The organism is Psychrobacter aquimaris (assembly GCF_016107525.1).
Lineage (GTDB): Bacteria > Pseudomonadota > Gammaproteobacteria > Pseudomonadales > Moraxellaceae > Psychrobacter > Psychrobacter aquimaris.
Genome location: NZ_JABASR010000010.1, coordinates 132,963 through 157,419, shown reverse-complemented (window position 1 = coordinate 157,419; position 24,457 = coordinate 132,963). Strand labels below are relative to the sequence as shown.

The following is a 24,457-nucleotide window of genomic DNA, read 5'->3' as shown; positions in this document are numbered from 1 at the left end:
ATTTAGGGTTCAGTTATAGTCTTTGAGTCTTGAAACTACTTTTGCAAGAGGTCTACTATACTCCATTTAGTATATATGGGGTTTGATCTAATATCACTCTGTATACCGATGACCTGTACTATAATAGGCTTTTAAAAGTAAATCATGGATCAAAAACGGATAGTTATATCATGAAACAAATTGCATTTATAGATATTGGGGCAGGGTTTAAAGGCGCTCATAATACAGGTTTTCTAGACTTATTATGCAAGTATAGTAAAACTCAAGAAGCCAATATAACAATAATAACTCATCAAGCACTGTCAAAAGAATGGGAAAACAAGCTTAACAATAAAAAAATTTCTTTCGTAAGAGTTTTTGATACTGATATATTTGGGCTGAGTATTGACTCATCAACATCTACTCAAGTAAATGACTATATATTGCAACTATCTCAAGAATATAAGCTTGCTTTCAAGGCTTTAGTGGATCTCTACCCAGAGGGAAAAGTACAGTTAATTTTTCATACAATGTCTTGGGAGCATTTAATGGCTTTGGGGCTAGCTATCAAAGGCTCCCTTAATGAACGCTTTATATGTAATGTATTTTTGATGTACTGGTGCGGTATCAATGAAGCTTTAGAGTATGAAAACCCGAAGCTTGCATTGAATTATAAAGTTGCATTGAAAAGACTAAAGAGTTGCGAAAATGTAAAGCTATACACTAGCAACCAAGAATATCTTTTAGCATTTCAGGAGCTTATGTCAGATAGGACTCATATAGATCTTCATCCTTTCTTCTTAGGAGATTGGCAGGCTGACGGAATTAGACAAAGACAAGACAATGATGGTTCAAAAAACAATATACTACTTTACTCTGGAGAGATTAAAAAAGAGAAAGGTTTTTATGAATTACCTGACATACTATCAAAATTAAAAAATAAATGGTATCAAGATAATATTATAACTATCCATTTAAGTAAAAAAGACCTCAATAAAAAACAAAAAGATATTGTCTCAGAAATAAATGAAATAAACCCTACTACTAAAACTATTGCTAAGTTTTTAAGTACAGAGGATATGCTTACACTTTATGATCAATGCAATTTGGTTGTATTAAACTACGATAGCACCTCTTATAAGAACAAAACATCAGGGGTGATGTGGTTAGCCATACAAGCAGGCGCTACTTGTATAGTAAGTGAGAATACATGGATGCATCGTGAGTTATTGGCCTTAAATATAGATCACTTTATTATTACGGAATCTCAAACACTAGCTTTTTCTGCAATACCCAACTTAATAGAAGATAATAAATATGCACGAAAAATCTATCAACCTTTTTGGGGTTGGATTGTTAAATTAAGATGATAACCAGACAACTAATTTACCTGAAGTTCGACTCTTCATGTCAATATTAGGGACTATCCTATATAACTATAATCTAATCCAAATAAAACCGATACAATATTTATAACAGTCTTAATTAATGAAATACACAATGACTTAATATGATTCATCTATAGTCAATTCTTTATAAATAAGATACAATCGTTTTAAAACAGATGAAATGCCAGAAGAACACATGACCTATTCAGCAGATTTTCGAGCACAAGTGATTAAAAGTGTCAAAAACAAAGATATGAGTATCCGTGAGGCTTGTACTTTCTATAATGTTAGCAAAACTGCATTACAGCGCTGGCTGAAAAACCCAAGTATCAAACAAACTCGAGATAAATCATCAACTAAAATACCTAATGAAGCACTCTTAAAAGACGTTGAACAATATCCAGACGACTATCTGTACGAGCGAGCTAGGCGCTTTGACTGTAGTAAGACCGGCATGCACACTGCTTTAAAACGTATAGGTATTAGCCAAAAAAAAGACCTTAGAGCATCCAAAAGCCTGTCCGATAAAAAGATCGATATATCAGAGTAAGCTTGATAGCTTTACACAGCAAGGTTATCCCATAGTGTATATGGATGAAAGTGGTTTCGAGGCTGAAACCATTCGTCCTTATGGCTATGCACCGATAGGCAAACCCTGTATTGACAGCTACAACTGGCAAGCAAAAAAGCGTACTAATGTCATTGGTGCTCTGTATGAAAAGATGCTGTTTGCACTTGATTACTTTGAGCAGAATATCAACAGCAGCATATTCTATGAGTGGTGCAAATACACGCTAATTCCAAGTCTCAAGACTAAATGCATGATTGTCATGGATAATGCACGCTTTCATAAAAATAAACGCATTCAAAAACTACTAAACAGAAATGGCTATCGTATTCTATGGCTGCCACCCTACAGCCCTGATCTAAATCCCATTGAAAAGAAGTGGGCACAAGCAAAGTTTCTACGCCAAGGCTGGATGGAGAATAATCTGCCTAAACTGTTTCATGATATGGGCTGTATTTCTTTTATAGTGAACTGACTATACTTTGATTTCGCCTTCGAATAAACCAGGGTCTTGGCTATTTTCGTAAATCAGCATTCGTAGCTTATGAAAGTAATAACTGGCTGTGGGTTTATTAACACTGGCTATTCTTGCTGCTATTCTTGCTGTAGAATCTGCAACAAATAACTCGATTAGTCTGTTTTGTTTATACCAACTTAGTTTACTCTTTCTCATAGTGCTATCCTAAATAGTTTTACTTATCTAGGATAGCCCCTAACTTTAGTATCAAACTGACTCCTTTATTTCAAAATCTTTATAATGTGGTTGAAAAGCAAGGCCTTTTGATTCAATCAAGTTTTTAAAATCCCTATAAAGATTAATGTATTTAGAAACAGCAAGATCTACATCATAACTTTCTAAAGATTTTAAAAGTAATGTTCTAGCAGAGTAGGATCCAATTTCTTTCATATCAAAATTGGGTAACATAAAGAAATCGGCTATCTCTTTAACTCTCACATCATTATATAACAGAACAGAAGGGACTCCAGCCTGTAGGCTAACTAAGCCACCATGAAGTCTGTCACCAATGTAAACATCATAAGAAGATGCAGCAAATCTCCACATATTTGCGTCTGTAAAAAATAGGAATTTATCGAAATTAGCAGTAATACCATAATAATCGAAAAAATAGTTACGAATAGCTATGTCATCAACTTCGTTACTAACTGGATCGTAGATGACCGTATTCTTTAGATGATAATACCCTCTAAACTCACTCTGAAAAACATAATCTGCTTTTTCGCCTTTAAACAGATTACATAAACCTTCAGCTCTCCACTTAAGCTCGGGCTTAGCTAATATAGGTCTTTCAAAATGCCCTGCAGATAAAAACTTTAAAGGGGCATTTCTAGAAATCTTTTCTGGAATATCACGGAAGGACCGGATAGCACTCAAAATTTTATGCGGATAAACATACATACTTGGACATCCAGTTACATGAAAGTTATGTATGCCTGCCTTACTTAGCCAATCAGCGGTTCTTTGTCCTCTTACGGCGAACAGTTTAGCTTTAGTATTAGCTATTTCTAAAAATTTTTTAGTTCCTGGTAGAACACTATCTAAACTAGCATTAAAATCTTCTTGTAGACCCAACCCAAACAAATAAACATCGACATCAACTTTTTCAATAAAGTTTGCTAGTCCACCATGATCTGCATCAGGGCGTAACGAGTTAGCCTGGCTAATAAGAACTACATCAAAATTATTATTTACAATTTCTATGAAAGTTTCCCAATCATCTTTACTCATTTTAGATGGTTGGAAGTAGCATGAGGTTTCCCCATCGTGATCAAATATTTTGTTTGTGGCATCCCAATGTATAAGGTTACCACTATTAGTTTTTAATCTATCAACAAAATCTTCAAAATAAAAATACTGATTCCCAAATGCATTAGAAGAACCTTTAAAGTTAATACTAGGTGCTTCAATACGTGGCCATGACCAAAATAAAATTCTCACTATAAACTTTCCTTATTTAGAATATTAATTAATGCACAAACGATTTTCCCACTCGAATCCGCTTCAAAGAGTGCATGATCATTTAAAAAATTTGAGACAGCATTTGAGTCTACCTTTGTTTCAGCTATTTTTCTAACTTCTCTATTCAAACAATCATAGCTTTTAGCATAGAAGTATGCACCATTGGGTTCTTGAAACTTATAAACACTTTCAAACCCATTATTATAATATATGACTGGTACACCAACTACAAGCGACTCAATAATACATGATGAAAACCGACTAATTAATAGGGTAGATTGCTTAAGTTCATCATAAAAAGAACTTTCAGAAACATTAAATTTTGAGTAATCTCCTTGATCTGCATTATGCAGCGAGATAATATAATCTAATCCATTGTTTACACAAGCGTTTACACAATCTTCTATCCAACTATACCTATACTCCTCTAAGACACCATAAGTAAAGTTAGCATTTATGAGAACTCTCGAATTTGATTTTACACCAATCTTATCTGGTATTATTTTACTTAGCCTAGGTATCCCAACTACATACGCCCTATCTTCGAGGTCAGAAAAATAATGTCGCCTATCAAAATCCCCAGGAATTAAAACATAAGATACTGTACGATATGCATAGCGATTACGACCCGTATCGATATCATTATAGTCATTTATACCTTCTATTAGGCCTATAGTTTTCTTACCTAGTGCATTGAATCTTTTTACTAATGGATTAGAAACTTTTGAATCCCAATCATTGAATACTATAAGGGCTAAACTATTAATTTCCAATTCTAGAAACTGTACAACCCTCATAAAAGGAATACTATTATCTAAGCAGAATTTTTCCACACCTTCATCTTGATAATCTGGTAATGGTGATAACAATATAGTCCTAAGTCCTTTCTTTTTTAATTCAGGTAACAATATTTGATACGTCCAAGCATGATAGGAATTATGTGCTAGAAAAACAACATCATATGTGTCTGTGACCATTTTATCTGAGATAGTTAAGCCTTTATTGTAGTTGCTTTTGTAAAGCAAAGGAAACTCACCCCATTTCTTTTGTATTTTAAAGTTGGAATTTAAAAGCCTATCTTCTAATAAACTCTTATTTACATCTCGATTGTCATCTCCTGTTCTAGTATTATGTGAGAAATGTATAACAAACATACCTGGACGCTGACTTATTGAATCAATAATTTTTAACCCATAAAGACTAGTCATTTTATATTGAAAATCACGATCCTCAAATCCATGACCTATATATTCTTCTGAAAATCCTCCTGCTTGCTTTGTCAGCTTAGAGTCTACCATCCACATATATCCATATGGACTACCTTTAGTATAAACCTGTGCTCCCTTAAAATGATTAGATGATTCAATACAGTTAACTACAAGTATATTTTTCTCAAATTCAAAGTTAAGAATACACTCTTCAGCTTCAAAAAAGAATTGGTCATGGAATAAAAAATCAACATCGCAAAAAGCAACTATATCTCCACTAGATCTTTTAATGCCATAATTCAATGTTCCAGACCTTGTCCAACTAAGACCTGTATTTATTACATAATGATAGATTTCACCCGAAAACTCAGATACATTAAAGTCATTTATTAAATCAATACCAAAGTCTTCAACAATAACAATTTCAATTTCAATATTCAAATTAACCTTAGAATACTGATTATAAGAATTAATCAGTGATTGTATTGATAGCATTGCTCTTCGAGACCTATTCTTAATACAGTATACGAAAGATAACTTAATGCATTTTTTTATGCTAGATGAAGGAGGTTTGCTGGAAAAATCAGACAAGTATTTATAAGGAAAAAAATCTATAGGATCTTTATTAATGTATTTATATTCTGAATTGTATCTTTTTTTGTATAAATCTAAACACTTACTTATGAACTTATAGAGCTCTATGTTTTCGTTAAGAAATTTAATCTCAAGTTCATTTATATCTTCATCGGACAGTATAGCTTCTGAGTTTATCTTCTCAATAAATTTTTTTGTATTATTTGAGAAAAGAAATCCATAAGAAGCTAAATACTTCCAGTCAGAGAATTTTCTTTCTAACCGAATTGTCGTAGAATGCCTCTCTGCATTTTTAAGCAGCTTAGAAATTGATTCATTATCATTATGGCGTCTCATTACAATATAAAAGTTAAAAAGGTGCAGGTTAGTAAAATCTGAGTCTTTAAAGTTGAAGTCAGAGAATAACGATCTTACTAACTTATAATCTGTGGACAATAAAGTTTTAACACTTAGCGATTTCATAGAATAACTCTCAATCTGGATCATGCAAGCAACTACTAATACCACCACTGATATCAATACAACTGCCATGAATAAAATGTGACTGCTCACTAGCTAAAAATACTGCCAATCGTGCAACTTCGTTTGGCTCACCAATAGTTTTGGATGGATGATAATCCTTAAGCTGCTGATACTGTTCAGGCTTACCTGAAAACCCTGCTTTTAACATATCAGTCGCAATGGCTGCAGGTTCAATAGCATTCACTCGTACACGTTCGCCTAAATCAAGAGCCATGGCTTTAGTCATACCCGACAAGGCAGCCTTACTAGTTGCATAAGCAACGAAATTTGGTTTGCTAAGCTTGGCATGGATACTACTGATATTAACTACCGAGCCTTTAGTGTTTTCTAATTGTGGTAATAATGCTTGTGTTAAAAAGAACGGAGCTTGCAAGTTTACAGCCAGTGTTGTATTCCAGTCAGCTCTAGTGAGTGAGGTTACACCACCTAATACTTGTATAGCCGCATTATTTACCAAGCAATGCAGTTGATTCTGCGATAGCACTGCTGTTATTTCTAGATTCTTATCAGCTGCATACTTTTCATTCTGTATATAATCAAACAAGTTCAGAACTATATATTTTTTATAAACTAAGTCTGAGTGCGGTGTCTCTTGTCTATCAAGAGCGATAACCTGGTATCCCTCATCGTTGAAGGCCGAGCACAAAGCTCGACCAATTCCACCATTTGCACCCGTAATAACAGCGTAACGTTGCTTATCCATTTGCATCTAACTCTTTAAAAAACCCAGATAGCTCTTCTAGCGCTTTATAACTGGCTCTTCTGACACCTTCTACCGTATTAGACCCATTATGCGAGCCAAAGATACACTGTGGCATAGCTCGTAATGGCGATGTTTCTGGTAATGGCTCTACCTCAAACACATCCAGAGCTGCTGCAGCTATATGCCCACTTTGTAAGGCAGCAACTAAAGCAGACTCATCAATTAACGGGCCACGGGCTACGTTAACAATTCGACTACCAGGCTTCATTAACGCAAGAGTATCTTCATTCAGCATATGGTAGTTATGTTTATTTAAGGCGCAAGTAAAGATTAAAAAATCCAACTCACCCAAACCCTCAGGCCAAGGCTTACGTGTGACATAACTTAGGTCGCGGTTGCCTTCGATACCTGGATCATAAGCAGTGATAGATACATCAAAGCCCATAAGTCTTTTGGCCGTGTTATAACCAATATCACCAAAGCCAACAATACCTACTTTTTTCCCACTGACACTCATACCTGCTGGCTTAGGCCAGTTAAAGTTTTGACGGATTTCACGATCTATATAAAAGGTATGTCGTGCCAAACCTAGCATTAAGCCGACAGCTAGATCTGCCACTTCAGCGCCAAATACATTAGGAGTATTGATAATAGGAATACCTAATATATCACAAGCAGAAAAGTCAACATTATCCACCCCTATACCCCATTTGACAGCAGCAGTCAGCCTGCCAGCTTTACCCGCACTGAATACTTGGTAAGTTGCTGGGTCATCTCCAATAATCCAGCCATCGTAAGCTGGTAACGACTGCATTAATTCTTTTTCTGATAATACTTGTGTTGTTTTTGCTGCCACTAATTCCAACCCTAATTGCTTTGCTGGTTCGACAAACTCGTCAAACAAACCTAACATAGGAGGACATGTGACTAATACTTTTTTCATAAGATTTTCCTATTGAGCTTTGATTAGACCTTGTTGGATTAAATACTGTACTGTGATGACGGCCTTATCCCAGTCGTCGGGAGTATCGATATCAGAGGATTCAATAGCAGGTGTCACCATCATCATTGGCTTTTTACCAATCCTAGCTTGTGTCTCACTAAAGCTTTTTTTATCAAATAGATATAAGTTAGAGTTCTCTTCATACCACGGCTCTAGATTCTGAGTAGGTATAAGATTATCAGGATCATGATTAATAGGAGAGCAGTCTTCACGATAAAAACGAGTTTGAATTTTATTTACCGTAAACAATGAATCAGCCGTACCTTTATCTTGACTTTGAGAATACTTAGCAATTGCTTCTCTTATCGTTTCTGAGCTTAAAATAGGATTAGTAGTGTGCGTCATAAGATAGATATCCGCTTCAACATTAGCGACATCGTCAGCTAACACTAAATTCATAGATACATCATCACCACATATTTCTGGCTTACGCTCACGAATCATGACACGGTCAGTATCTGTCAATCCATTTTCCGCCAAAATATCTTTTGCATCAGTATTGATAACGATCAAGTCAATTTCGTCGACTGCAAGCAAACTATCTAATATCCATCGAAATAAAGGCTTACCACAAAAGTCTCGAAAATTTTTACCTTTCACTCTCGTACTATTTGCCTTCATGGGCAGTAGGGCAACTATCTTTTTGCTCATAGAACTTTCTCTCTATATCTTTAGGATAAAAATAGTGATACTTCATTTCGGTTGATAGCTTACGTGTTTCATGATTGCCTTTATAGGTTCCCCAATAGTGCATTAAACGAAACATTACTATCTCAGGAAACTTTCTTAGAAGCTTTTTTTCTCTAATTGCAACGGCAGAGTCAGAAAACACACTTGATGTAAAGAATCGAAAGAAGTCACTAGCAGTAAAATGAATTTCAGGCATAATATGATGCAAAGCATAAGCTTCCCTTTCATATCTAGTACGCACCTGTTGCCAACTCTCATCATGAATATGATAGACAGAAGCACGGGAAGCATAAGCAATATCATTGCCTATTTCTTTAAGTTGTTTTGCTAGGTACATGTCTTCAAGCCCAGTAAGCTGCTCATCAAACTTAAATAACTGCCAAGCTTTTCTGGTTATTGCAGAGTTAGCATTATTACAGAAATAGCCTTTCTGTGGGATTTTATCGTAAGTTGGAAAGTATTTTTCGAAATGCTGATATTCAGAAAACTTAGTCGTATCTCTCCCTTCTTGCCTACCATAACTATAGCTTGCTTTACTCTCGATAAGTGGTTTTACAAGCTCATCTAACCAGCTATTGTTAACCGGTAAACAGTGACCACTAATAAACACTAAAAAGTCCCCTTTAGCAAATTCGCAGCCTATATTCAAAGACTTGCCAAAAGTAAACTCAGATTTTTTGATATGAGTAATACGGCAGGGGTATTTGTTTGCTATGTCTAAAGTAGAATCAGTAGATCCAGAATCAACGATAACCACTTCCATATCTACGAGCTCACATTTTTGTGAGAACAATAATGTCAATAATTGATCAAGATATTTTTCTTCATTATAAGTACGAATTACTATACTCGCTAACATACTAACTCCAAGCTAAAATCATTCATAGGTTCTCCTCTCACTGACAGCTTAATACAGAAAACTTTACCAGAATGCGGATACTTCTGTATCTCTGCTGAAGTAAGCCCCTCTCTTGCAGTGGTAATAAATAATATATCGTTTTCTATCCCACCAAAACAACAGCTTGAAGGCTGAGGCACTGGTAGACTTATTTCCTGAATCTCTTTACCTTCTGGTGAGTAGCAAACAACTTTACCCAATCCCCATAAGGCAATCCAGATATTCCCTTTTTCATCTACAGCACCACCATCAGGAGTTCCTAAGGTATCAGACAAGTCCAAGAAAGCATCTCCCCTATCCAAACTAGAGTTACTCTTGTAAAAATAGCTTTTTTGAATGAGTGAGTCACTTAAAAGCAAGCGGCCATCATTCAGCCAGTTAAAAGTATTGGGAATGGCTATACCCTCAAGCTCTAGCTTTATAACTCTATCCTTATCAATACTAAAGATATTTCCCTTATTAGGCTGTGGTTGGTTCATCATTGTACCAAACCAGTACTTCCCATCAGGTCCTACACTACCATCATTAGTTCTATAACCTTTCGGTAATGCTATAGAAAGAACATCCCGACACTCACCTGAAGTAATGTCAAAATAAAGCAAAGCTTCCTCTGATATAAGCCATAATACATTCGGATTGGATGAATCACTTGCCATGGAGGTGGTAGTATACGGTAACTCCCAAGAGCTAATTTCATTTGTGACAAAGCTTCTTTCGAATAGTTTCTTATTAATTATATCTAACCAATAAAGGCTCTGGCTTGAATGCTTCCATAATGGCCCTTCTGCTAGTTCACTCACTTCATTAGAACAAACTTGCAACCTATCAGACGATGGTTGCAGTATGGAAGTTACTTGTATCTCTCTAACTAAAGTTCTTTTTGAAATATTCATCATAATCCACCTTTTCAAAAATGGTACATTTACCTCCGATAGTGGCGTCTAATATACTACGCCCATCTGCCTCATAAACCCTTCGTGCCAGAGCATATGATTTTTCAGACTTCTCTAAATCAGGATTATCCCATTTTTGTCCATAGCCAAAATAAGCACTGCTAAAGTGATTTGGATCTGCCTCTTTTATCGTATGAGTTTCATTAGGATTACCAGTAAAAGCGAAGTTATGATCCATTCCGACGATAATTACGGTCTTAAAGCCTAGATAATAAGCAATTTGTAGAGCAACGTAGGTAACTGTACCGCCTTCATTGACTCCATCTTGAATATCTTTACAGAACTTTGCTGGAGGAAAGCAAGTGTTAATATGGTATGTAAGAGCATCTTCAGGTATAACTTTTGAATTACGTTTACTAATAAACTTAACACAATTCAATCGCTTTATTTCAGCTTCAGACTGCTCTATCACAAGATCATTCACTGCAGCATAGTAACGAGGATAAAACCCAAGATCATTGAACCCTAAGAAAATCTTATTCAAACCAATGATTGGATAGCTTCGAATAAGATTTAAATCTGTTTTATTCAAAGAAGGACCATTAGCCACTATGATAGCGGCTTGATTCCTATGGTAATTATGAAAACTTGCAAAGCGATTATTTAACATAGTACTCAGTTTTTAGGAAAGGCTCTAAAAGTGACGACTGTTAAGTCTTTTTCTTATTCTTATAAAACCCAACTACTTCCTTACTAAGGTTTTTTGGCAGAGTTACCATCTTTTTAGGTGATTTCGTACTATCCACCAAAACTTTACCTACTTTGTAAGATAAGTGTTCCTTCACCTTATCTGCTTCATACGCATCTTTGTATAGCTCAATAGGTGGTAGCTTTTCAACACTTAATTCATTTTTTTGAAAATCACTATACTCTTTGGCTAAAACAAAAGGCAAACTAACTATGTGTTTTGGCTGTTTTGCCTTTAAAATTTTTTCACCTAATCTGTAAGGTAAGTCTTGCTTGATTCTTTCTGCTGCTCCATAGTGAGTTGGCTGTTGCTCTAAATCTGTTATCGTTTGCTCACTTTTGCTAACTTCACTACTTTTCAACTTTTTATTTTCAATATAATATCTTTCTAACTCTTCTTGGAGCTGATGTATCTGAACAATAAGGAGTTCATTTTCTTTTTCGATATCAGCAATATTAGCTGAAGAGTTGACTTGACTATTTATTGATGTCTTTTTCTTTAGTTCAGCTTCCAAAGACTGAATATTATTTTTTGCAGTTTGTAAGCGACTCTCTATCGAGACTACTTTATCTTGCGATTCTTTTAAACTATCTTCTGTAGAAGCTACTTTCATTTTTAGGTCTTTAATTTTTTCATCAGAAACCACTTTGAGGTTATCAGATAATAAAACTAAATCAGATTTTTCTTGTTCTAGTACGTTTAGTTTCAACTCATACTGATCTAAAATAGATTGAGTATCTGACTGTAAACAGCCTAACGACTCGACTAAATCCACAAGCTTTGGGCGTTGTGTTTTATAAATAGGGCTACTACTCTTTAAGTCTGCTTTACTTAATAAGTTATTGAAAATATTAATTGCTTCTGGATAGTTTTTTAGTATTTCGTCTATAATCAGTTCTGACACAAAATTTGAGTCTTGTGCTTTTTTAATATCTAAGTCTATCGGTTGAGTGTTAACAGTTTGCCAACCACTCTTTAATTTGATATTACTACCAATTCTTACTAACTGAGTATTTACGTTAGGTATACCCTGTAAGGCACTCTGACCCTCAACTAAAATAGATCTACTATTGTCTGCTTCTAATATTTCTAATACACCTTGGTGATAAGATACCCACTCGTCAACTATTTTATTGATACTTTCAGTAGTTAGCTTTTCAGTTTCAATATTATCAAACAACCTCTTAGGATGGTCAAATACAAGAATAAATCTAACATCAGGCTCAATCTGCCCCCAATATTCTAAACTAGCTAAATTCTTATCAGACTCCCAGCCCCAGTTTTCAGAGTCCAAATTAGCCAAAAGAAAATCAATCATGACATTATCAGCCATCTTTTCATTGGCAGATGACATATCTTCTCGTACAAGCACCTTATAAAGATTCTCTGAAACTTGCTCAGGCGTCATTTTATGAGTGTAGCTATCGTTAGGTCTACTCAAGCCTCTCTCATATAGTTTTTCCATCAACTGCTTGGATTTAGAAGTTTTATGCCCAGCTTGAACGATAATACTCATGTAGTTTTCCTTTATAAGTAACGAAATTGATAGAGGTAATAAGTTTATTTATTCATAACCATTCGGATTCATGCTCTGCCAACGCCAGGTATCTTGACACATCTCAGTGATAGACAGCTTGGCTTCCCAGCCTAATAAATCTTTGGCTTTGTCCGCACTGGCATAGCAACTGGCAATATCCCCTGCACGGCGGGCAGCGAATTGATAAGGAATAGGCTGTTTAGAAACTTTGGTAAACGCTGCCACCAGATCTAAGACCGAGGTGCCTTTACCCGTTCCTAGATTAATAGGTAGAAAGCCTACGGAGCTTTTTTGATCTGAAGTGATTTTCGAGCCAGCTTGTTGCTGTAAATAATTTAGCGCGGCCACATGACCTTGCGCCAGATCAGTGACATGGATAAAGTCACGGACACCCGTACCATCGACGGTAGGATAGTCATTACCAAAGATGCTGAGCTTTTCAAGCTTACCGACTGCCACTTGCGAGATATAAGGCATGAGATTATTTGGAATGTCATTCGGGTCTTCACCGATCTGCCCTGATGGATGCGCCCCTACTGGATTGAAATATCTAAGAGGGATTAGATTCCAGCTAGCATCTGATACCGCTAAGTCTTCTAAGATATGCTCGACGGTCAGTTTGCTTTGTCCATAAGGATTGGTACAAGAGCGCTTTGATGTTTCATCGATAGGCAGGGTTTCAGGATCGCCGTAAACCGTGGCAGACGAAGAAAAGACCAGATTTTTGACGTCATATTCTGCCATGACTTCCAGTAAAGTAATGCTGCCACTGACGTTATTATTATAATATAACAAGGGCTTGGCGACGGATTCACCAACGGCTTTTAGTCCAGCGAAGTGAATGACGCCGAAGAAATGATGAGATGAAAATACTTGTCTAAGTGACTCAGCATCGCGAATATCGCCTTCGATAAACTCAATAGGCTGACCAATGAGAGTAGAGACACGATTGATTGCTTCACGGCTACTATTAGATAAGTTATCGTATACGACCATGTCGTAGCCAGCTTCATGCAGTGCGATACAGGTGTGTGTACCAATATAGCCCGCACCACCCGTAACTAGTATCTTGTTTTTCATAAATTTATTTTCGAGACAAAAAAGACACCCCATTGTAGGGGTGTCTTTGTTTCTTTGCAATGCAATTTTGGTAGTTAAACTGTAGACTTATGCCTATCTTACCAACCAGTAACTTCTTTTAGCTTTTCGCCAAGCTTAGATGGGTCACGTGTATACGCGATACCAGCATCTTCAAACGCTTTGAATTTCTCTTCAGCAGTACCTTGACCACCAGAGATAATAGCGCCAGCATGACCCATACGCTTGCCTTCTGGAGCGGTAACACCAGCGATATAACCAACAACTGGCTTAGTCACATGGTCTTTGATATAAGCAGCAGCTTCTTCTTCAGCAGTACCACCAATCTCACCGATTAAGATGATCGCTTCAGTTTGTGGATCTTCTTGGAACAGTTTCAATGCGTCAATTTGGTTCATACCAGGGATAGGGTCACCACCGATACCGATACAAGTTGATTGACCAAAACCAAGCTTAGTGGTCTGAGCAACGGCTTCATAAGTCAATGTACCAGAGCGTGAGATGATACCCACTTTACCTGGCAAATGGATATGACCTGGCATGATACCAATTTTGCACTGACCTGGCGTGATAACACCTGGGCAGTTAGGACCAACCATGCGTACGCCTTCAGCTTCTTCGATATAACGTTTTGCTTTCAGCATGTCTAAAGTAGGCACGCCTTCAGTAATAACGATAATCAATTTAACACCAGCATCTACCGCTTCAACGATAGAATCTAGTACGAATGGTGCTGGTACATAGATAACAGAAGCATCAGCTTGGGTCGCTTCCATAGCTTCTGCCATCGTGTTGAATACTGGTAGGCCTAAATGCGTTTGACCGCCTTTACCTGGGGTTACGCCGCCGACGACTTTAGTACCGTATTCGATGGCTTGTTCAGAGTGAAACGTACCATTTTTACCAGTAAAACCTTGTACCAATACTTTGGTATCTTTATCGATTAATACACTCATTATTTATTCCTTGTATTCGGTGGTCTTGCAATAGCCACTTGATGATGTGTTACCCATTAAATGTTAATGATAAATTTATACCAACAAGCTGCTATTACGCGTTGACTACTATGCTTAAGCACATATATTTAGAGGACTATGCCTCAAATATATTAAGCTTTAACAGCATCGACAATTTTTTGTGCCGCATCTGATAAGCCTTGGGCAGAAATCAATTTCAGACCAGACTCTTCTAAGATTTGCGCGCCTTTTTCAGCGTTGTTACCCTCTAGACGGACAACAACAGGTACTTTTACGTCAACTTCTTTGATAGCAGCGATAATCGCTTCTGCAATCATGTCACAACGTACGATACCACCGAAGATGTTGATTAGAACACCTTCAACGCTGCTGTCTTCAAGAATGATCTTGAATGCTTCAACAACGCGATCTTTAGTTGCGCCGCCGCCAACGTCCAAGAAGTTAGCAGGCTTGCCGCCGTACAATTTGATGATATCCATGGTCGCCATAGCAAGACCAGCACCGTTAACCATACAACCGATATTGCCTTCTAGAGCAACATAGTTTAGGTCAAACTCAGCCGCTTTAAGCTCACGCTCATTTTCTTGTGACTTGTCTTGTAGTGCTGCAATTTTAGGCAGACGATACAATGCGTTTGAATCGATACCAATTTTGCCATCAACACAAACGATTTCGCCATTTTCACGAACGGCTAATGGGTTGATTTCTAACAAGGCAAAATCGTTATCGATGAATGCTTGATAAGCGCCCGTCATTAATTTAACGAATTGATTGATTTGCTTGCCTTCTAAACCTAGTTTGAATGCCACATCACGTGCTTGGAAAGGCATCAAACCAACTAAAGGATCAACGTTTACTTTAAAGATTTTTTCTGGTGTCTCATTTGCCACTTCTTCGATATCAACGCCGCCTTCGGTTGATGCCATGAACGTTACGCGACGCGTAGAACGATCAACGACTGCACCAAGATATAGCTCAGTTTGTACTGGATACATATCTTCTGCAACCAATACGAAGTTAACTGGTTGGCCATCAGCGTCAGTTTGGAAAGTAACCAAATTGGTACCGATTAGCTCTTCAGCAACTTGCTTGGCTTCTTCACGAGTTTTAACCAGCTTTACGCCACCCGCTTTACCGCGACCACCAGCATGTACTTGCGCTTTAATAACCGCAATGTCTGTTGGCGTTTTATCAAAAGCAGCAGCAGCTTCGTCGCCGTTATAGGCAATAATGCCTTCTTGAATCGGCAAACCATAGCTTTTTAATAGCTCTTTTGCTTGATACTCATGTAAATTCATTGATTGTATCCTTTATTTTTTACAATTAATAAAAAGTGAAAACAAGTGCGCGTATATACATATTAGACAGGCATATGGCGCACTCATGACCGTGGTGGAAGCCATAACGACCCCACCGCGATCAGGTTATAAGTTGGTACTGATCAAAATAACGACTTATTTCTTACGCTTTTTACGCTGAATGGCGTGAATAGCACGGCCATCAGCAGACAGAGCAGCTTCATGCACGGCTTCTGAAATGGTTGGATGAGCAAAGGTCATCAACTGCAAATCTTCGATACTAGAGACAAATTCCATCGCAATCATACCCTGATGGACGATATCACCAGCACCAGCAGAGATAGCATGCATACCTAATAGGCGATCTGTTTTAGCATCAGCCACGACTTTGATAGAGCCTTCTGCTTCGCTTTGAGCCAATGCACGGCCGTTCGCTGCTAGGTTGAATGAACCTGTTTTAACTTCGTAGCCAGCGGCTTCAGCTTCTTGCTCAGTCAAACCAACCCATGCGATTTCTGGATGGGTATAGATGACGTTAATGATCGTGTCATAATTGACTTGAGCTTTTTCACCATGAATGCGCTCAACGGCCATCATGCCTTCTTCCATCGCTTTATGCGCAAGCATTGGACCACGAACCAAATCACCGATGGCATAAACACCATCAAGATTGGTTTTACATTGATCATTCACGTCGATAAGACCACGTTCAGTCAATTGAATGCCACTGTCATCACCAAGTAATTTTTCAGAATAAGCACGGCGACCGACACAAACGATCAGTTTGTCGAAGCTTTCTTCAGATGACTCGCCTTTGGTTTCGCTCGTGACAACAACTTGATCGCCTTTGACTTCAGCATTGGTTACTTTGGTATCGACACGGATATCAAGACCTTGCTTCTTCAGCATTTTGCCCGCTTCTTTTGCGATATCTTTGTCAGCAGCTGCTAAGAAACTTGGCAACGCTTCATAAACAACCACTTCAGCGCCTAGACGACGCCATACTGAACCCAGCTCAAGACCGATAACACCAGCACCAATCACGCCTAAACGTTTAGGTACAGCAGTGAAATCAAGGGCGCCAGTAGAGTCAACGATACGATCGCCATCAGTTTTAGCAACTGGGATATCGATCGGCACAGAACCTGCCGCAAGAATCACGTTTTTAGCAGTGATGGTCGTTTCTGCTTCATCTGCAAGCGCGGTAAATTTAACTTTTTTATCAGCGCCCTTGCCGTCTTCTAACGTACCCCAGCCTTGCAGCCAGTCAACGCCATTGCCTTTCAATAGTGCAGCAACGCCGCCCGTCAATTGCTTAACGATACCTTCTTTGCGTGCAATCATTTGCTCAATATCAATAGCAACGTCACCAGTGCTAATACCATGTTCAGCAAGGTCATGCTTCGTCGCTTCGTAACGATGCGAGCTATCAAGTAGTGCTTTTGATGGGATGCAACCAACGTTCAAGCAAGTACCGCCAAGTGCTGGCTCACCTTTATAAACACGCTTTTCGATACAAGCAACGCTCATACCTAACTGACCTGCACGGATAGCGGCTTCATAACCACCAGGACCGCCGCCGATGACGACTAAATCATAATTGTCTTTCATAGTACGTTCCTATTTCTAATTATCGTTCTAATTGTAAATATCGTTTAAACTGAGGATTGTCTCGTTAATAAATAAGCCATATTTGGTTCAAATTTTTTCACTTTACGGTAAATACACCATAAAGTAGAAACATTCTTATTTATTAATAAACAACGAGCACCACTGTTTAGACTAAAGTTAAAAAGCTTGTATCAGCAGTTGCCAATACAAGCTTAAAAGCTTACAGGTCTAGGAGCAACATGGCTGGATCTTCAACCAATTCTTTGATAGTGACTAAGAACTGTACCGCTTCTTTACCATCAATCATACGATGGTCATAAGATAATGCAAGATACATCATCGGTAGAATTTCAACTTTACCATCAACAGCCATTGGGCGGTCGTTGATCGCATGCATACCTAGGATAGCTGTTTGTGGTGGGTTCAAAATCGGTGTTGACATCAATGAGCCAAATACACCGCCATTTGAGATAGTGAAAGTACCACCAGTCATGTCATCTAGACCAAGTTTACCTTTTTGAGCCAAGCCACCAAGCTCACGGATACGGCTTTCAACATCAGCCATGCTCATGCGATCGGTATCACGTAGTACTGGAACAACCAAACCACGATCAGATGATACAGCAACACCGATATCGTAGAAACCATGATAAACAATGTCATCACCGTCTAGTGAAGCGTTTACTGCTGGGAAGCGTTTAAGTGCTTCGGTTGCCGCTTTCACGAACAATGACATAAAGCCTAAACGTACGCCATGACGTTTTTCGAACTGTTCTTTATATTTAGCGCGCATGTCCATTAATGGCTTCATGTTCACTTCGTTAAACGTCGTTAGCATCGCCGTTTCTTGTGAAGCTGCTAGCAGACGATTGGCGACTGTCTTACGTAGACGTGTCATTGGAACACGTTTCTCAGTACGCTCACCCATTGATTCAGCTACTGGACGGCCGCTATCAGATTTGATGCTGCTGTCTGCTTTCAATGTTGGGTTAGCCATATCGGTTTTGGTCACACGACCGCCGCGACCACTACCTTCCACTTCTTTAGGATCTACGCCAGACTCTTTCGCTGCTTTACGAACTGCTGGGCTTTGATCTTTATGGTCCGCTTCGTCTTTTTTATCTGTTGCTTGGACAGGCTCGCCACCATCTGCTGCTTGCTTGGCTTGTACTGGCGCTGCTGGTTGATCTGGATCTACCGCAGGAGCATTATCTGCACTGGCGCTTGCACCAGCTTCGAATTGACCAATGATCTCGTCAGACAACACGGTATCATCAACCTGCTTAACGATTTTGGTCACAACGCCGTTATCAGGCGCTACAACTTCTAATACAACTTTATCAGTTTCGATCTCAGCCAATAGGTCATCACGATTGACTTGCTGACCTTCAGTGACATGCCACTCAACGATAGTACCGTCGGCAACTGATTCTGGAAAAACGGGGGCTTTGATATCAGCCATCGATATACTCCTTAGATTGGGATATTCATATTTGTTATTAAGTCGTGATAGGCAGTCAGTGCCATCTTGCATAGCGATCTTAGATAATACTATCTAGATTTTATTACAACATACTGACTGTTATCGCCTGATTCATTTATCTTCAATAATCTGTTACTTAGCCAACTCATCGACACTGATACCAAGACCACCAGCGATCAACGCTTGCTGCTGCTGAGCATGCAGTTTCGGTGACCCTGTGGCAGGTGCTGCACTCGCAGGACGCGCCACTGGCTCCATGACTTTCGCCTTGGTTGGGTGTGGTACGACGATACGGAACATATGCGGTGCTAAATAATACCAAGCGCCTTGGTTCAGCGGCTCTTCTTGCGTCCAAACGATCTCAGCCAAGTTGCTGTATTTTTCAATCTCAGCCATCAAACGCTGCTCTGGTAATGGGTAGAGCTGCTCAATACGAACAATAGCGACATGATCTAGACCTAAGGCGCGGCGCTGCTCAAGCAAATCGTAATAAACTTTACCACCACAAAGCACCATACGAGTGACTTGGTCTGCATTTTGGTTGTCCATCTCTGGCAGTACCGTTTCAAACTTACCATTCGCCAGCTCTTCAAGATTTGAAGTGGCTAGCTTATGACGTAGTAAGCTCTTCGGCGACATGACAATCAATGGCTTACGAATTGGGCGAACTGCTTGACGACGTAGCGCATGATAGATCTGTGCAGGTGTCGTTGGCGTTATTACTTGCATATTGTCTTCAGCGCATAGCTGTAAGAAACGTTCAAGACGTGCAGATGAATGCTCAGGGCCTTGACCTTCAAAACCATGGGGTAACAACATAGTTAGACCACAAACGCGCTGCCACTTGGTTTCACCACTTGAGATAAACTGGTCAATCACCACCTGTGCGCCGTTGACGAAGTCACCAAACTGCGCTTCCCAAACGATCAAGGCATTTGGTACTGTCGTTGCATAACCATATTCGAATGCAAGTACCGCTTCTTCTGATAACAATGAGTTATAAGTGGCAAAGCGGGCTTGAGTGTCACTCATATGAGCCAATGGCACATACATGCTGCCATCATCCATATTGTAAATTTCGCTATGACGATGTGAGAAAGTACCACGTCCAACATCTTCACCAGTGATACGTACCAATACTTTATCGTTATCGACTAGTGATGCGTATGCCAATGTTTCAGCTGCACCCCAGTTCAACGGCTCTTCGCCTGTTTGCATGGCTAAGCGCTGCTCAACCACTTTTTGTACTTGGCGTTGTAACTTATAGCCTTCTGGCATTTCCGCCATACGACGTCCATAACCTTTTAGAGTCTCGATGTCGACACTGGTATCCCAATCATCTACCAATTCGTGACCTAAATAAGGTTTCCAATCGACAAATAGCTGCTCGTTAGGTTCTTGAACCAGAGAGTTGGCAACGTAATCACCACGGTCTAAAGATTCACGATAGTCATCTTCATACTGTTTTTCTTCTTCAGCACTTAAGACGCCGTCAGCAATAAGCTTCTGTGCATAGATAGTACGAGTCGTTGGTAACTTCTTAATAACGGCATACATGAGTGGCTGAGTCGCTGATGGCTCATCGGCTTCATTGTGACCGTTACGGCGATAGCAGAACAGGTCAATAATGATGTCTTTATCAAACTCATGACGATAATCTAATGCTAACTGTGCGGCAAATACCACCGACTCAGGATCATCACCGTTCACATGTAGAATAGGTGCATGTACCATTTTTGCAACGTCAGTACAGTATTCAGTCGAACGCACATCTTCTTGACGGCTCGTCGTGAAACCGACTTGGTTATTGATCACGATATGTACTGTACCACCAGTGCTATAAGCACGGGTTTGTGACATTTGGAACGTTTCTTGAACCACACCTTGACCAGCAAACGCCGCATCACCATGAATGACGATTGGCAATACTGAGTTACCATCGGTATGCTCCATTAAAGGCTCATCATTACGGCGAACTTGACGTGCGCGTACAGAACCTTGCAATACTGGCGCGACAATCTCAAGATGTGACGGGTTAAATGCCAAAGCCAAATGCGCTTCACCGCCTGGCGTCATCACATTCGATGAAAAACCATTATGGTACTTAACGTCACCTGAGCCTTTTTCTGGCTGTACTTTGCCATCAAACTCGTCAAACAAATCCGCAGGGTTTTTGCCTAAGATATTGACCAATAGGTTTAGGCGTCCACGGTGAGCCATACCAATGACCATCTCTTTAGTGCCATAACCGCCTGCACGTTGGATGATTTCATTGATAGCAGGGATAAAGCTTTCGCCGCCCTCTAGTCCGAAACGCTTCACACCCGTATATTTACGTGCCAAGTATTTTTCTAACCCTTCAGCTGCTGTTAAGCGCTCAAGTATAGATAAACGTTTTTCTTTATCGAACTTGATGTAACCTAGGTTGGTTTCTAGATACTTTTCCATCCAGCGTTTTTCGGTACTGGTGGTAACGTGCATGTATTCAGTACCAATGTAGCGGCAGTAAACACGTTCCATAATTTCGATGATTTCACGCAATGGCGCTTCATCTTTACCGATATTTAAATCGTTAGTAGGAAATACCGTATCAAGATCAGCTTCTGAAAGGTTATGATAAGCAAGCGTCAAATCTTCCACTTCAGCACGTGGATGTAAATTTAACGGATCGAGCTTGGCGCGGCGGTGACCACGGCGGCGATAAGCTGAAATTAGCTGCTGCACAGCCATTTGCTTAGGATTAGCACAATCAGTTAAATTGCCTGTATTTGTATCAGGCGCTGAAGTGCTAGGTTTGTTAGCAGTTTGGTTGCGGGCAAGCAACAAAAACTGTTCCTTAATAGCGTTGTGCTGTGCATCGTTCGGCGATTTGTATTGTTCAAAATACGTTTGCCAATCGGTATCGACGCTATCAGGGTCATTTAGGTATTGCTCATAAAGAGCTTCTATATAGCTGGCGTTGTCAGCAGCCAGTTCTGTATGTCCTAGGCTTGCTGCTTCTTTAGTTATACTATTCATAATAATCGTCTATTTGATAGATAAATGAATGGAATCGTGCTTATTATTGTGTAATCTGTTGTATGTTAGATATATACATACTTAATGCTATAAAAACTCAATCGTCTTCTATTCAGTACTGCTTTATAAACTACAGTTATCACTATAAAAGAGTAATACGTGTGCCTGTCATTTTGCTTATACAGACAATCATCCTACATAGTGATAATAAATCTCATTGCAATACCTATTATTAAAAATAGAATTATTTGTGAACGTGCAGTTTTCTTATCTTACTCGTTTCACAACATTAATTTATATATACTGAAATCAATGATAACCAACTCATTAAAGATAAACATTTAATGAATCGTTCAGCTAGCCTATCATTTGGCTACTCTCACTGACTTATATTGTTATTTCCAAGCTATCATTGCTTTTGAAGCGAACATACACTGCTGTATAGAGTAGCACGACAGCGTTTTACGCCATAGTTTGTTTGTTCAATAATAACTATTTAGGTAATGAATATCTACTATCATTTCAGGTACATCATTCCAGTTTACTACGAATTTATTAGTAAGACAGAATAGTGGCAACTGATAGCTGCTCTTCAAAACAACTAATTATTAAAATAATACGCTATTCTAACATTTTACGTGGTGAATATCTCTTGGTGAATGCTTTTTTCTAACACCAATTATTTGACATACTCCCGCCACTTTCGACAAGCTCAAGTGTGGGATTCTAAAAGCAAAAGCTCTTAGGTGACTTTCTCACGAAGGTCACAAGCTTTCTGTTTCATCGGGCGACCTTTACCGCGTCCTCCCTCCACAGACAAAACGGCATGTCCTACCGTAAGAATATTACGAGCTGCATTAACATCAGCATTCGCAATATAACCACATTCAACGCACTCAAATTTTGCTTGGGTGCGTCTATTTTCTTTGGCAACATGCTTGCACTCAAAACAGGTTTGGCTAGTAAATCTTGGGTTTACTTGGATCAATAATCCACCTTGCCACTGCTGTTTATACTCAAGCATAGTCAACGCCATACCCCAACCCTGATCAAGAATTGATTTATTCAATCCTGATTTGGCTCTGACATTGCGACCTTTGTTTTCAAGCGTACCACTTGCTGATTTCGACATATTAGCTATCTTCAAATCCTCACAGACAATCATGGCGTGGTTTTTGCTGATGTCAGTGGTGATCTTATGCAAGTAGTCATGGCGAATATTGGCGATATGATGGTGAAGCTTTTGGATTTTACGGTTTTGCTTTTTCCAATTATTACTAAATAAGACCTTGCGGCTTAATTGGCGCTGTAGCCTTGCTATCTTGACTTGATTAGCTTTGAAGCTATTTTTGGGCTGAATAATATCAGCGTTTGAGGTAGTGATAAATTTAGTAATCCCTAAATCAATACCAATGGCGGTTTTGGACGGATGGGTCGGTGTTTCAACCTCACGCTCCGTACCGAAAGACACGTACCATTGGCCGGATTTCTTACTGATGGTGATATTCTTTATGACACCTATGATCTCTTGAGATTTTTTAAACTTCACCAAGCCAATACCATTCGGTAATTTGACGCGATTGCCATTAACGCGGCAATATTTATCAAACTGAACCAAGCGGATTGAATCTCGACCATCTGATTTACGTTTAAAACGCGGCATGAGTGGGCGTAGTTGGATTTCAGTGCCGTCGGCAAGCTTGAGGCATTTAGTTTTTCTAGGTTTTCTGTTATTTTCTTTCAGCCTTGCATGAACTTTAGGGTCAAAAAAGCGCGACCAAGCAGAAGCGAGATCACGAACTTTCTGTTGTAAAGATACCGCATTGGAGCTTGTTTTTAAGAATGCAAAATCAGGATTGGCTTTAATATCCATGATTTTATTAACCAAATTCGTTGCATTAATAAACTCATTCTTAGCAAACATCTCAAACGATATGGCCAGCATTTGATTCCAAACAAAGCGCGCAGAACCAACAAGGTTATTTAAGATAACCTCTTGCTCTGCGTTAGGCTCAAGCCTAAACTTATACGCTTTACTGATTTTCATAACACCAATTCATTTTCGTCTGACATGTTATCAATACTAAAGATTAACACGATTTATTTCAGTAACTAATCTGTATAAAAATATAAGGCGGTGTTCTAAAAAGTATGGTGACGAAAAAATTTAATACGAAGTCTATGCTAATTTCTCTGATTCCATAGAGCTTTCAAGGCTTCAAAAATTGTTCAAATTTTAGTCAACATATTTTTTGACACACCA

At 38.8% G+C, this 24,457-nt stretch carries 19 protein-coding genes and 1 pseudogene; 3 read left to right on the top strand and 17 right to left on the bottom strand.

Annotation, left to right across the window (positions count from 1 at the left end):
* The first annotated feature begins 170 nt into the window (after positions 1–170).
* The 3 genes from JFC10_RS10525 (at position 171) to JFC10_RS10515 (ending at position 2,410) form a co-directional block, all read left to right on the top strand.
* Positions 171–1,349 carry a hypothetical protein gene (locus JFC10_RS10525; protein WP_198332772.1) on the top strand — a complete coding sequence of 393 codons (1,179 nt, stop codon included), beginning with the start codon at positions 171–173 and terminating at the stop codon, positions 1,347–1,349.
* A 199-nt stretch (positions 1,350–1,548) separates the two neighbouring features.
* The gene (locus JFC10_RS10520) at positions 1,549–1,917 is read left to right on the top strand and encodes an IS630 transposase-related protein (protein ID WP_320157968.1); all 369 of its coding nucleotides are present in this window, start codon (positions 1,549–1,551) and stop codon (positions 1,915–1,917) included.
* Positions 1,892–2,410 carry an IS630 family transposase gene (locus JFC10_RS10515; protein WP_198332779.1) on the top strand — a complete coding sequence of 173 codons (519 nt, stop codon included), beginning with the start codon at positions 1,892–1,894 and terminating at the stop codon, positions 2,408–2,410. The genes JFC10_RS10520 and JFC10_RS10515 overlap by 26 nt, the downstream gene beginning before the upstream one ends.
* A gap of 3 nt (positions 2,411–2,413) precedes the next feature.
* Here JFC10_RS10515 and JFC10_RS10510 read toward each other — a convergent pair.
* From JFC10_RS10510 to JFC10_RS10430, 17 genes and pseudogenes are all read right to left on the bottom strand, one after another.
* Positions 2,414–2,608: pseudogene (locus JFC10_RS10510) on the bottom strand (IS1595 family transposase); the annotation flags it as partial.
* A gap of 51 nt (positions 2,609–2,659) precedes the next feature.
* Complete coding sequence (locus JFC10_RS10505; protein ID WP_198332771.1) at positions 2,660–3,892, bottom strand: polysaccharide pyruvyl transferase family protein; 1,233 nt, start codon at positions 3,890–3,892, stop codon at positions 2,660–2,662.
* Positions 3,892–6,177, bottom strand: coding sequence for a glycosyltransferase (locus JFC10_RS10500; protein WP_198332770.1), 2,286 nt, complete (start codon positions 6,175–6,177; stop codon positions 3,892–3,894). Before JFC10_RS10500 ends, JFC10_RS10505 begins: the two co-directional genes overlap by 1 nt.
* A gap of 10 nt (positions 6,178–6,187) precedes the next feature.
* On the bottom strand, positions 6,188–6,940 hold the full coding sequence (locus tag JFC10_RS10495) for an SDR family NAD(P)-dependent oxidoreductase (protein ID WP_198332769.1): 753 nt from the start codon (positions 6,938–6,940) through the stop codon (positions 6,188–6,190).
* Positions 6,933–7,883 (bottom strand): phosphoglycerate dehydrogenase, encoded by a 951-nt coding sequence (locus tag JFC10_RS10490; RefSeq protein ID WP_198332768.1) that lies wholly within the window; start codon positions 7,881–7,883, stop codon positions 6,933–6,935. Before JFC10_RS10490 ends, JFC10_RS10495 begins: the two co-directional genes overlap by 8 nt.
* Before the next feature lie 9 nt (positions 7,884–7,892).
* Positions 7,893–8,594 (bottom strand): acylneuraminate cytidylyltransferase family protein, encoded by a 702-nt coding sequence (locus JFC10_RS10485; RefSeq protein ID WP_198332767.1) that lies wholly within the window; start codon positions 8,592–8,594, stop codon positions 7,893–7,895.
* Positions 8,551–9,492 (bottom strand): glycosyltransferase, encoded by a 942-nt coding sequence (locus tag JFC10_RS10480; protein WP_198332766.1) that lies wholly within the window; start codon positions 9,490–9,492, stop codon positions 8,551–8,553. The genes JFC10_RS10485 and JFC10_RS10480 overlap by 44 nt, the downstream gene beginning before the upstream one ends.
* Positions 9,486–10,427 (bottom strand): SMP-30/gluconolactonase/LRE family protein, encoded by a 942-nt coding sequence (locus JFC10_RS10475; RefSeq protein WP_198332765.1) that lies wholly within the window; start codon positions 10,425–10,427, stop codon positions 9,486–9,488. The genes JFC10_RS10480 and JFC10_RS10475 overlap by 7 nt, the downstream gene beginning before the upstream one ends.
* Positions 10,396–11,094 (bottom strand): 6-hydroxymethylpterin diphosphokinase MptE-like protein, encoded by a 699-nt coding sequence (locus tag JFC10_RS10470; protein WP_198332764.1) that lies wholly within the window; start codon positions 11,092–11,094, stop codon positions 10,396–10,398. The genes JFC10_RS10475 and JFC10_RS10470 overlap by 32 nt, the downstream gene beginning before the upstream one ends.
* 40 nt (positions 11,095–11,134) lie before the next feature.
* A complete protein-coding gene (locus JFC10_RS10465; RefSeq protein ID WP_198332763.1) occupies positions 11,135–12,688 on the bottom strand; it encodes a hypothetical protein in 1,554 nt (517 codons plus the stop codon).
* A 48-nt stretch (positions 12,689–12,736) separates the two neighbouring features.
* Positions 12,737–13,789, bottom strand: a complete 1,053-nt coding sequence (gene galE, locus JFC10_RS10460) for a UDP-glucose 4-epimerase GalE (protein WP_198332762.1) — start codon at positions 13,787–13,789, stop codon at positions 12,737–12,739.
* A gap of 98 nt (positions 13,790–13,887) precedes the next feature.
* Entirely contained in the window at positions 13,888–14,763 is an 876-nt protein-coding gene (gene sucD, locus JFC10_RS10455; protein ID WP_045455414.1) for a succinate--CoA ligase subunit alpha, read from the bottom strand.
* Between the two features lie 152 nt (positions 14,764–14,915).
* Entirely contained in the window at positions 14,916–16,082 is a 1,167-nt protein-coding gene (gene sucC / locus JFC10_RS10450) for an ADP-forming succinate--CoA ligase subunit beta (protein WP_055123662.1), read from the bottom strand.
* A 156-nt stretch (positions 16,083–16,238) separates the two neighbouring features.
* Complete coding sequence (lpdA, locus tag JFC10_RS10445; protein WP_109590629.1) at positions 16,239–17,693, bottom strand: dihydrolipoyl dehydrogenase; 1,455 nt, start codon at positions 17,691–17,693, stop codon at positions 16,239–16,241.
* 220 nt (positions 17,694–17,913) lie between these two features.
* Positions 17,914–19,155, bottom strand: a complete 1,242-nt coding sequence (gene odhB, locus JFC10_RS10440; protein ID WP_198330627.1) for a 2-oxoglutarate dehydrogenase complex dihydrolipoyllysine-residue succinyltransferase — start codon at positions 19,153–19,155, stop codon at positions 17,914–17,916.
* 153 nt (positions 19,156–19,308) lie between these two features.
* Positions 19,309–22,194 (bottom strand): 2-oxoglutarate dehydrogenase E1 component, encoded by a 2,886-nt coding sequence (locus tag JFC10_RS10435; protein ID WP_198332761.1) that lies wholly within the window; start codon positions 22,192–22,194, stop codon positions 19,309–19,311.
* 742 nt (positions 22,195–22,936) lie between these two features.
* Positions 22,937–24,241, bottom strand: a complete 1,305-nt coding sequence (locus tag JFC10_RS10430) for an RNA-guided endonuclease InsQ/TnpB family protein (RefSeq protein WP_087813902.1) — start codon at positions 24,239–24,241, stop codon at positions 22,937–22,939.
* Positions 24,242–24,457: the final 216 nt, after the last annotated feature.

Coding starts and splice junctions, on each gene's coding strand:
- JFC10_RS10470 (WP_198332764.1), bottom strand. CDS start 11,094: ATGTTAAATAATCGCTTTGCAAGTTTTCATAATTACCATAGGAATCAA.
- JFC10_RS10500 (WP_198332770.1), bottom strand. CDS start 6,177: ATGAAATCGCTAAGTGTTAAAACTTTATTGTCCACAGATTATAAGTTA.
- JFC10_RS10480 (WP_198332766.1), bottom strand. CDS start 9,492: ATGTTAGCGAGTATAGTAATTCGTACTTATAATGAAGAAAAATATCTT.
- JFC10_RS10475 (WP_198332765.1), bottom strand. CDS start 10,427: ATGATGAATATTTCAAAAAGAACTTTAGTTAGAGAGATACAAGTAACT.
- JFC10_RS10495 (WP_198332769.1), bottom strand. CDS start 6,940: ATGGATAAGCAACGTTACGCTGTTATTACGGGTGCAAATGGTGGAATT.
- JFC10_RS10525 (WP_198332772.1), top strand. CDS start 171: ATGAAACAAATTGCATTTATAGATATTGGGGCAGGGTTTAAAGGCGCT.
- JFC10_RS10430 (WP_087813902.1), bottom strand. CDS start 24,241: ATGAAAATCAGTAAAGCGTATAAGTTTAGGCTTGAGCCTAACGCAGAG.
- lpdA (WP_109590629.1), bottom strand. CDS start 17,693: ATGAAAGACAATTATGATTTAGTCGTCATCGGCGGCGGTCCTGGTGGT.
- sucD (WP_045455414.1), bottom strand. CDS start 14,763: ATGAGTGTATTAATCGATAAAGATACCAAAGTATTGGTACAAGGTTTT.
- JFC10_RS10490 (WP_198332768.1), bottom strand. CDS start 7,883: ATGAAAAAAGTATTAGTCACATGTCCTCCTATGTTAGGTTTGTTTGAC.
- galE (WP_198332762.1), bottom strand. CDS start 13,789: ATGAAAAACAAGATACTAGTTACGGGTGGTGCGGGCTATATTGGTACA.
- JFC10_RS10520 (WP_320157968.1), top strand. CDS start 1,549: ATGCCAGAAGAACACATGACCTATTCAGCAGATTTTCGAGCACAAGTG.
- odhB (WP_198330627.1), bottom strand. CDS start 19,155: ATGGCTGATATCAAAGCCCCCGTTTTTCCAGAATCAGTTGCCGACGGT.
- sucC (WP_055123662.1), bottom strand. CDS start 16,082: ATGAATTTACATGAGTATCAAGCAAAAGAGCTATTAAAAAGCTATGGT.
- JFC10_RS10485 (WP_198332767.1), bottom strand. CDS start 8,594: ATGAGCAAAAAGATAGTTGCCCTACTGCCCATGAAGGCAAATAGTACG.
- JFC10_RS10435 (WP_198332761.1), bottom strand. CDS start 22,194: ATGAATAGTATAACTAAAGAAGCAGCAAGCCTAGGACATACAGAACTG.
- JFC10_RS10465 (WP_198332763.1), bottom strand. CDS start 12,688: ATGAGTATTATCGTTCAAGCTGGGCATAAAACTTCTAAATCCAAGCAG.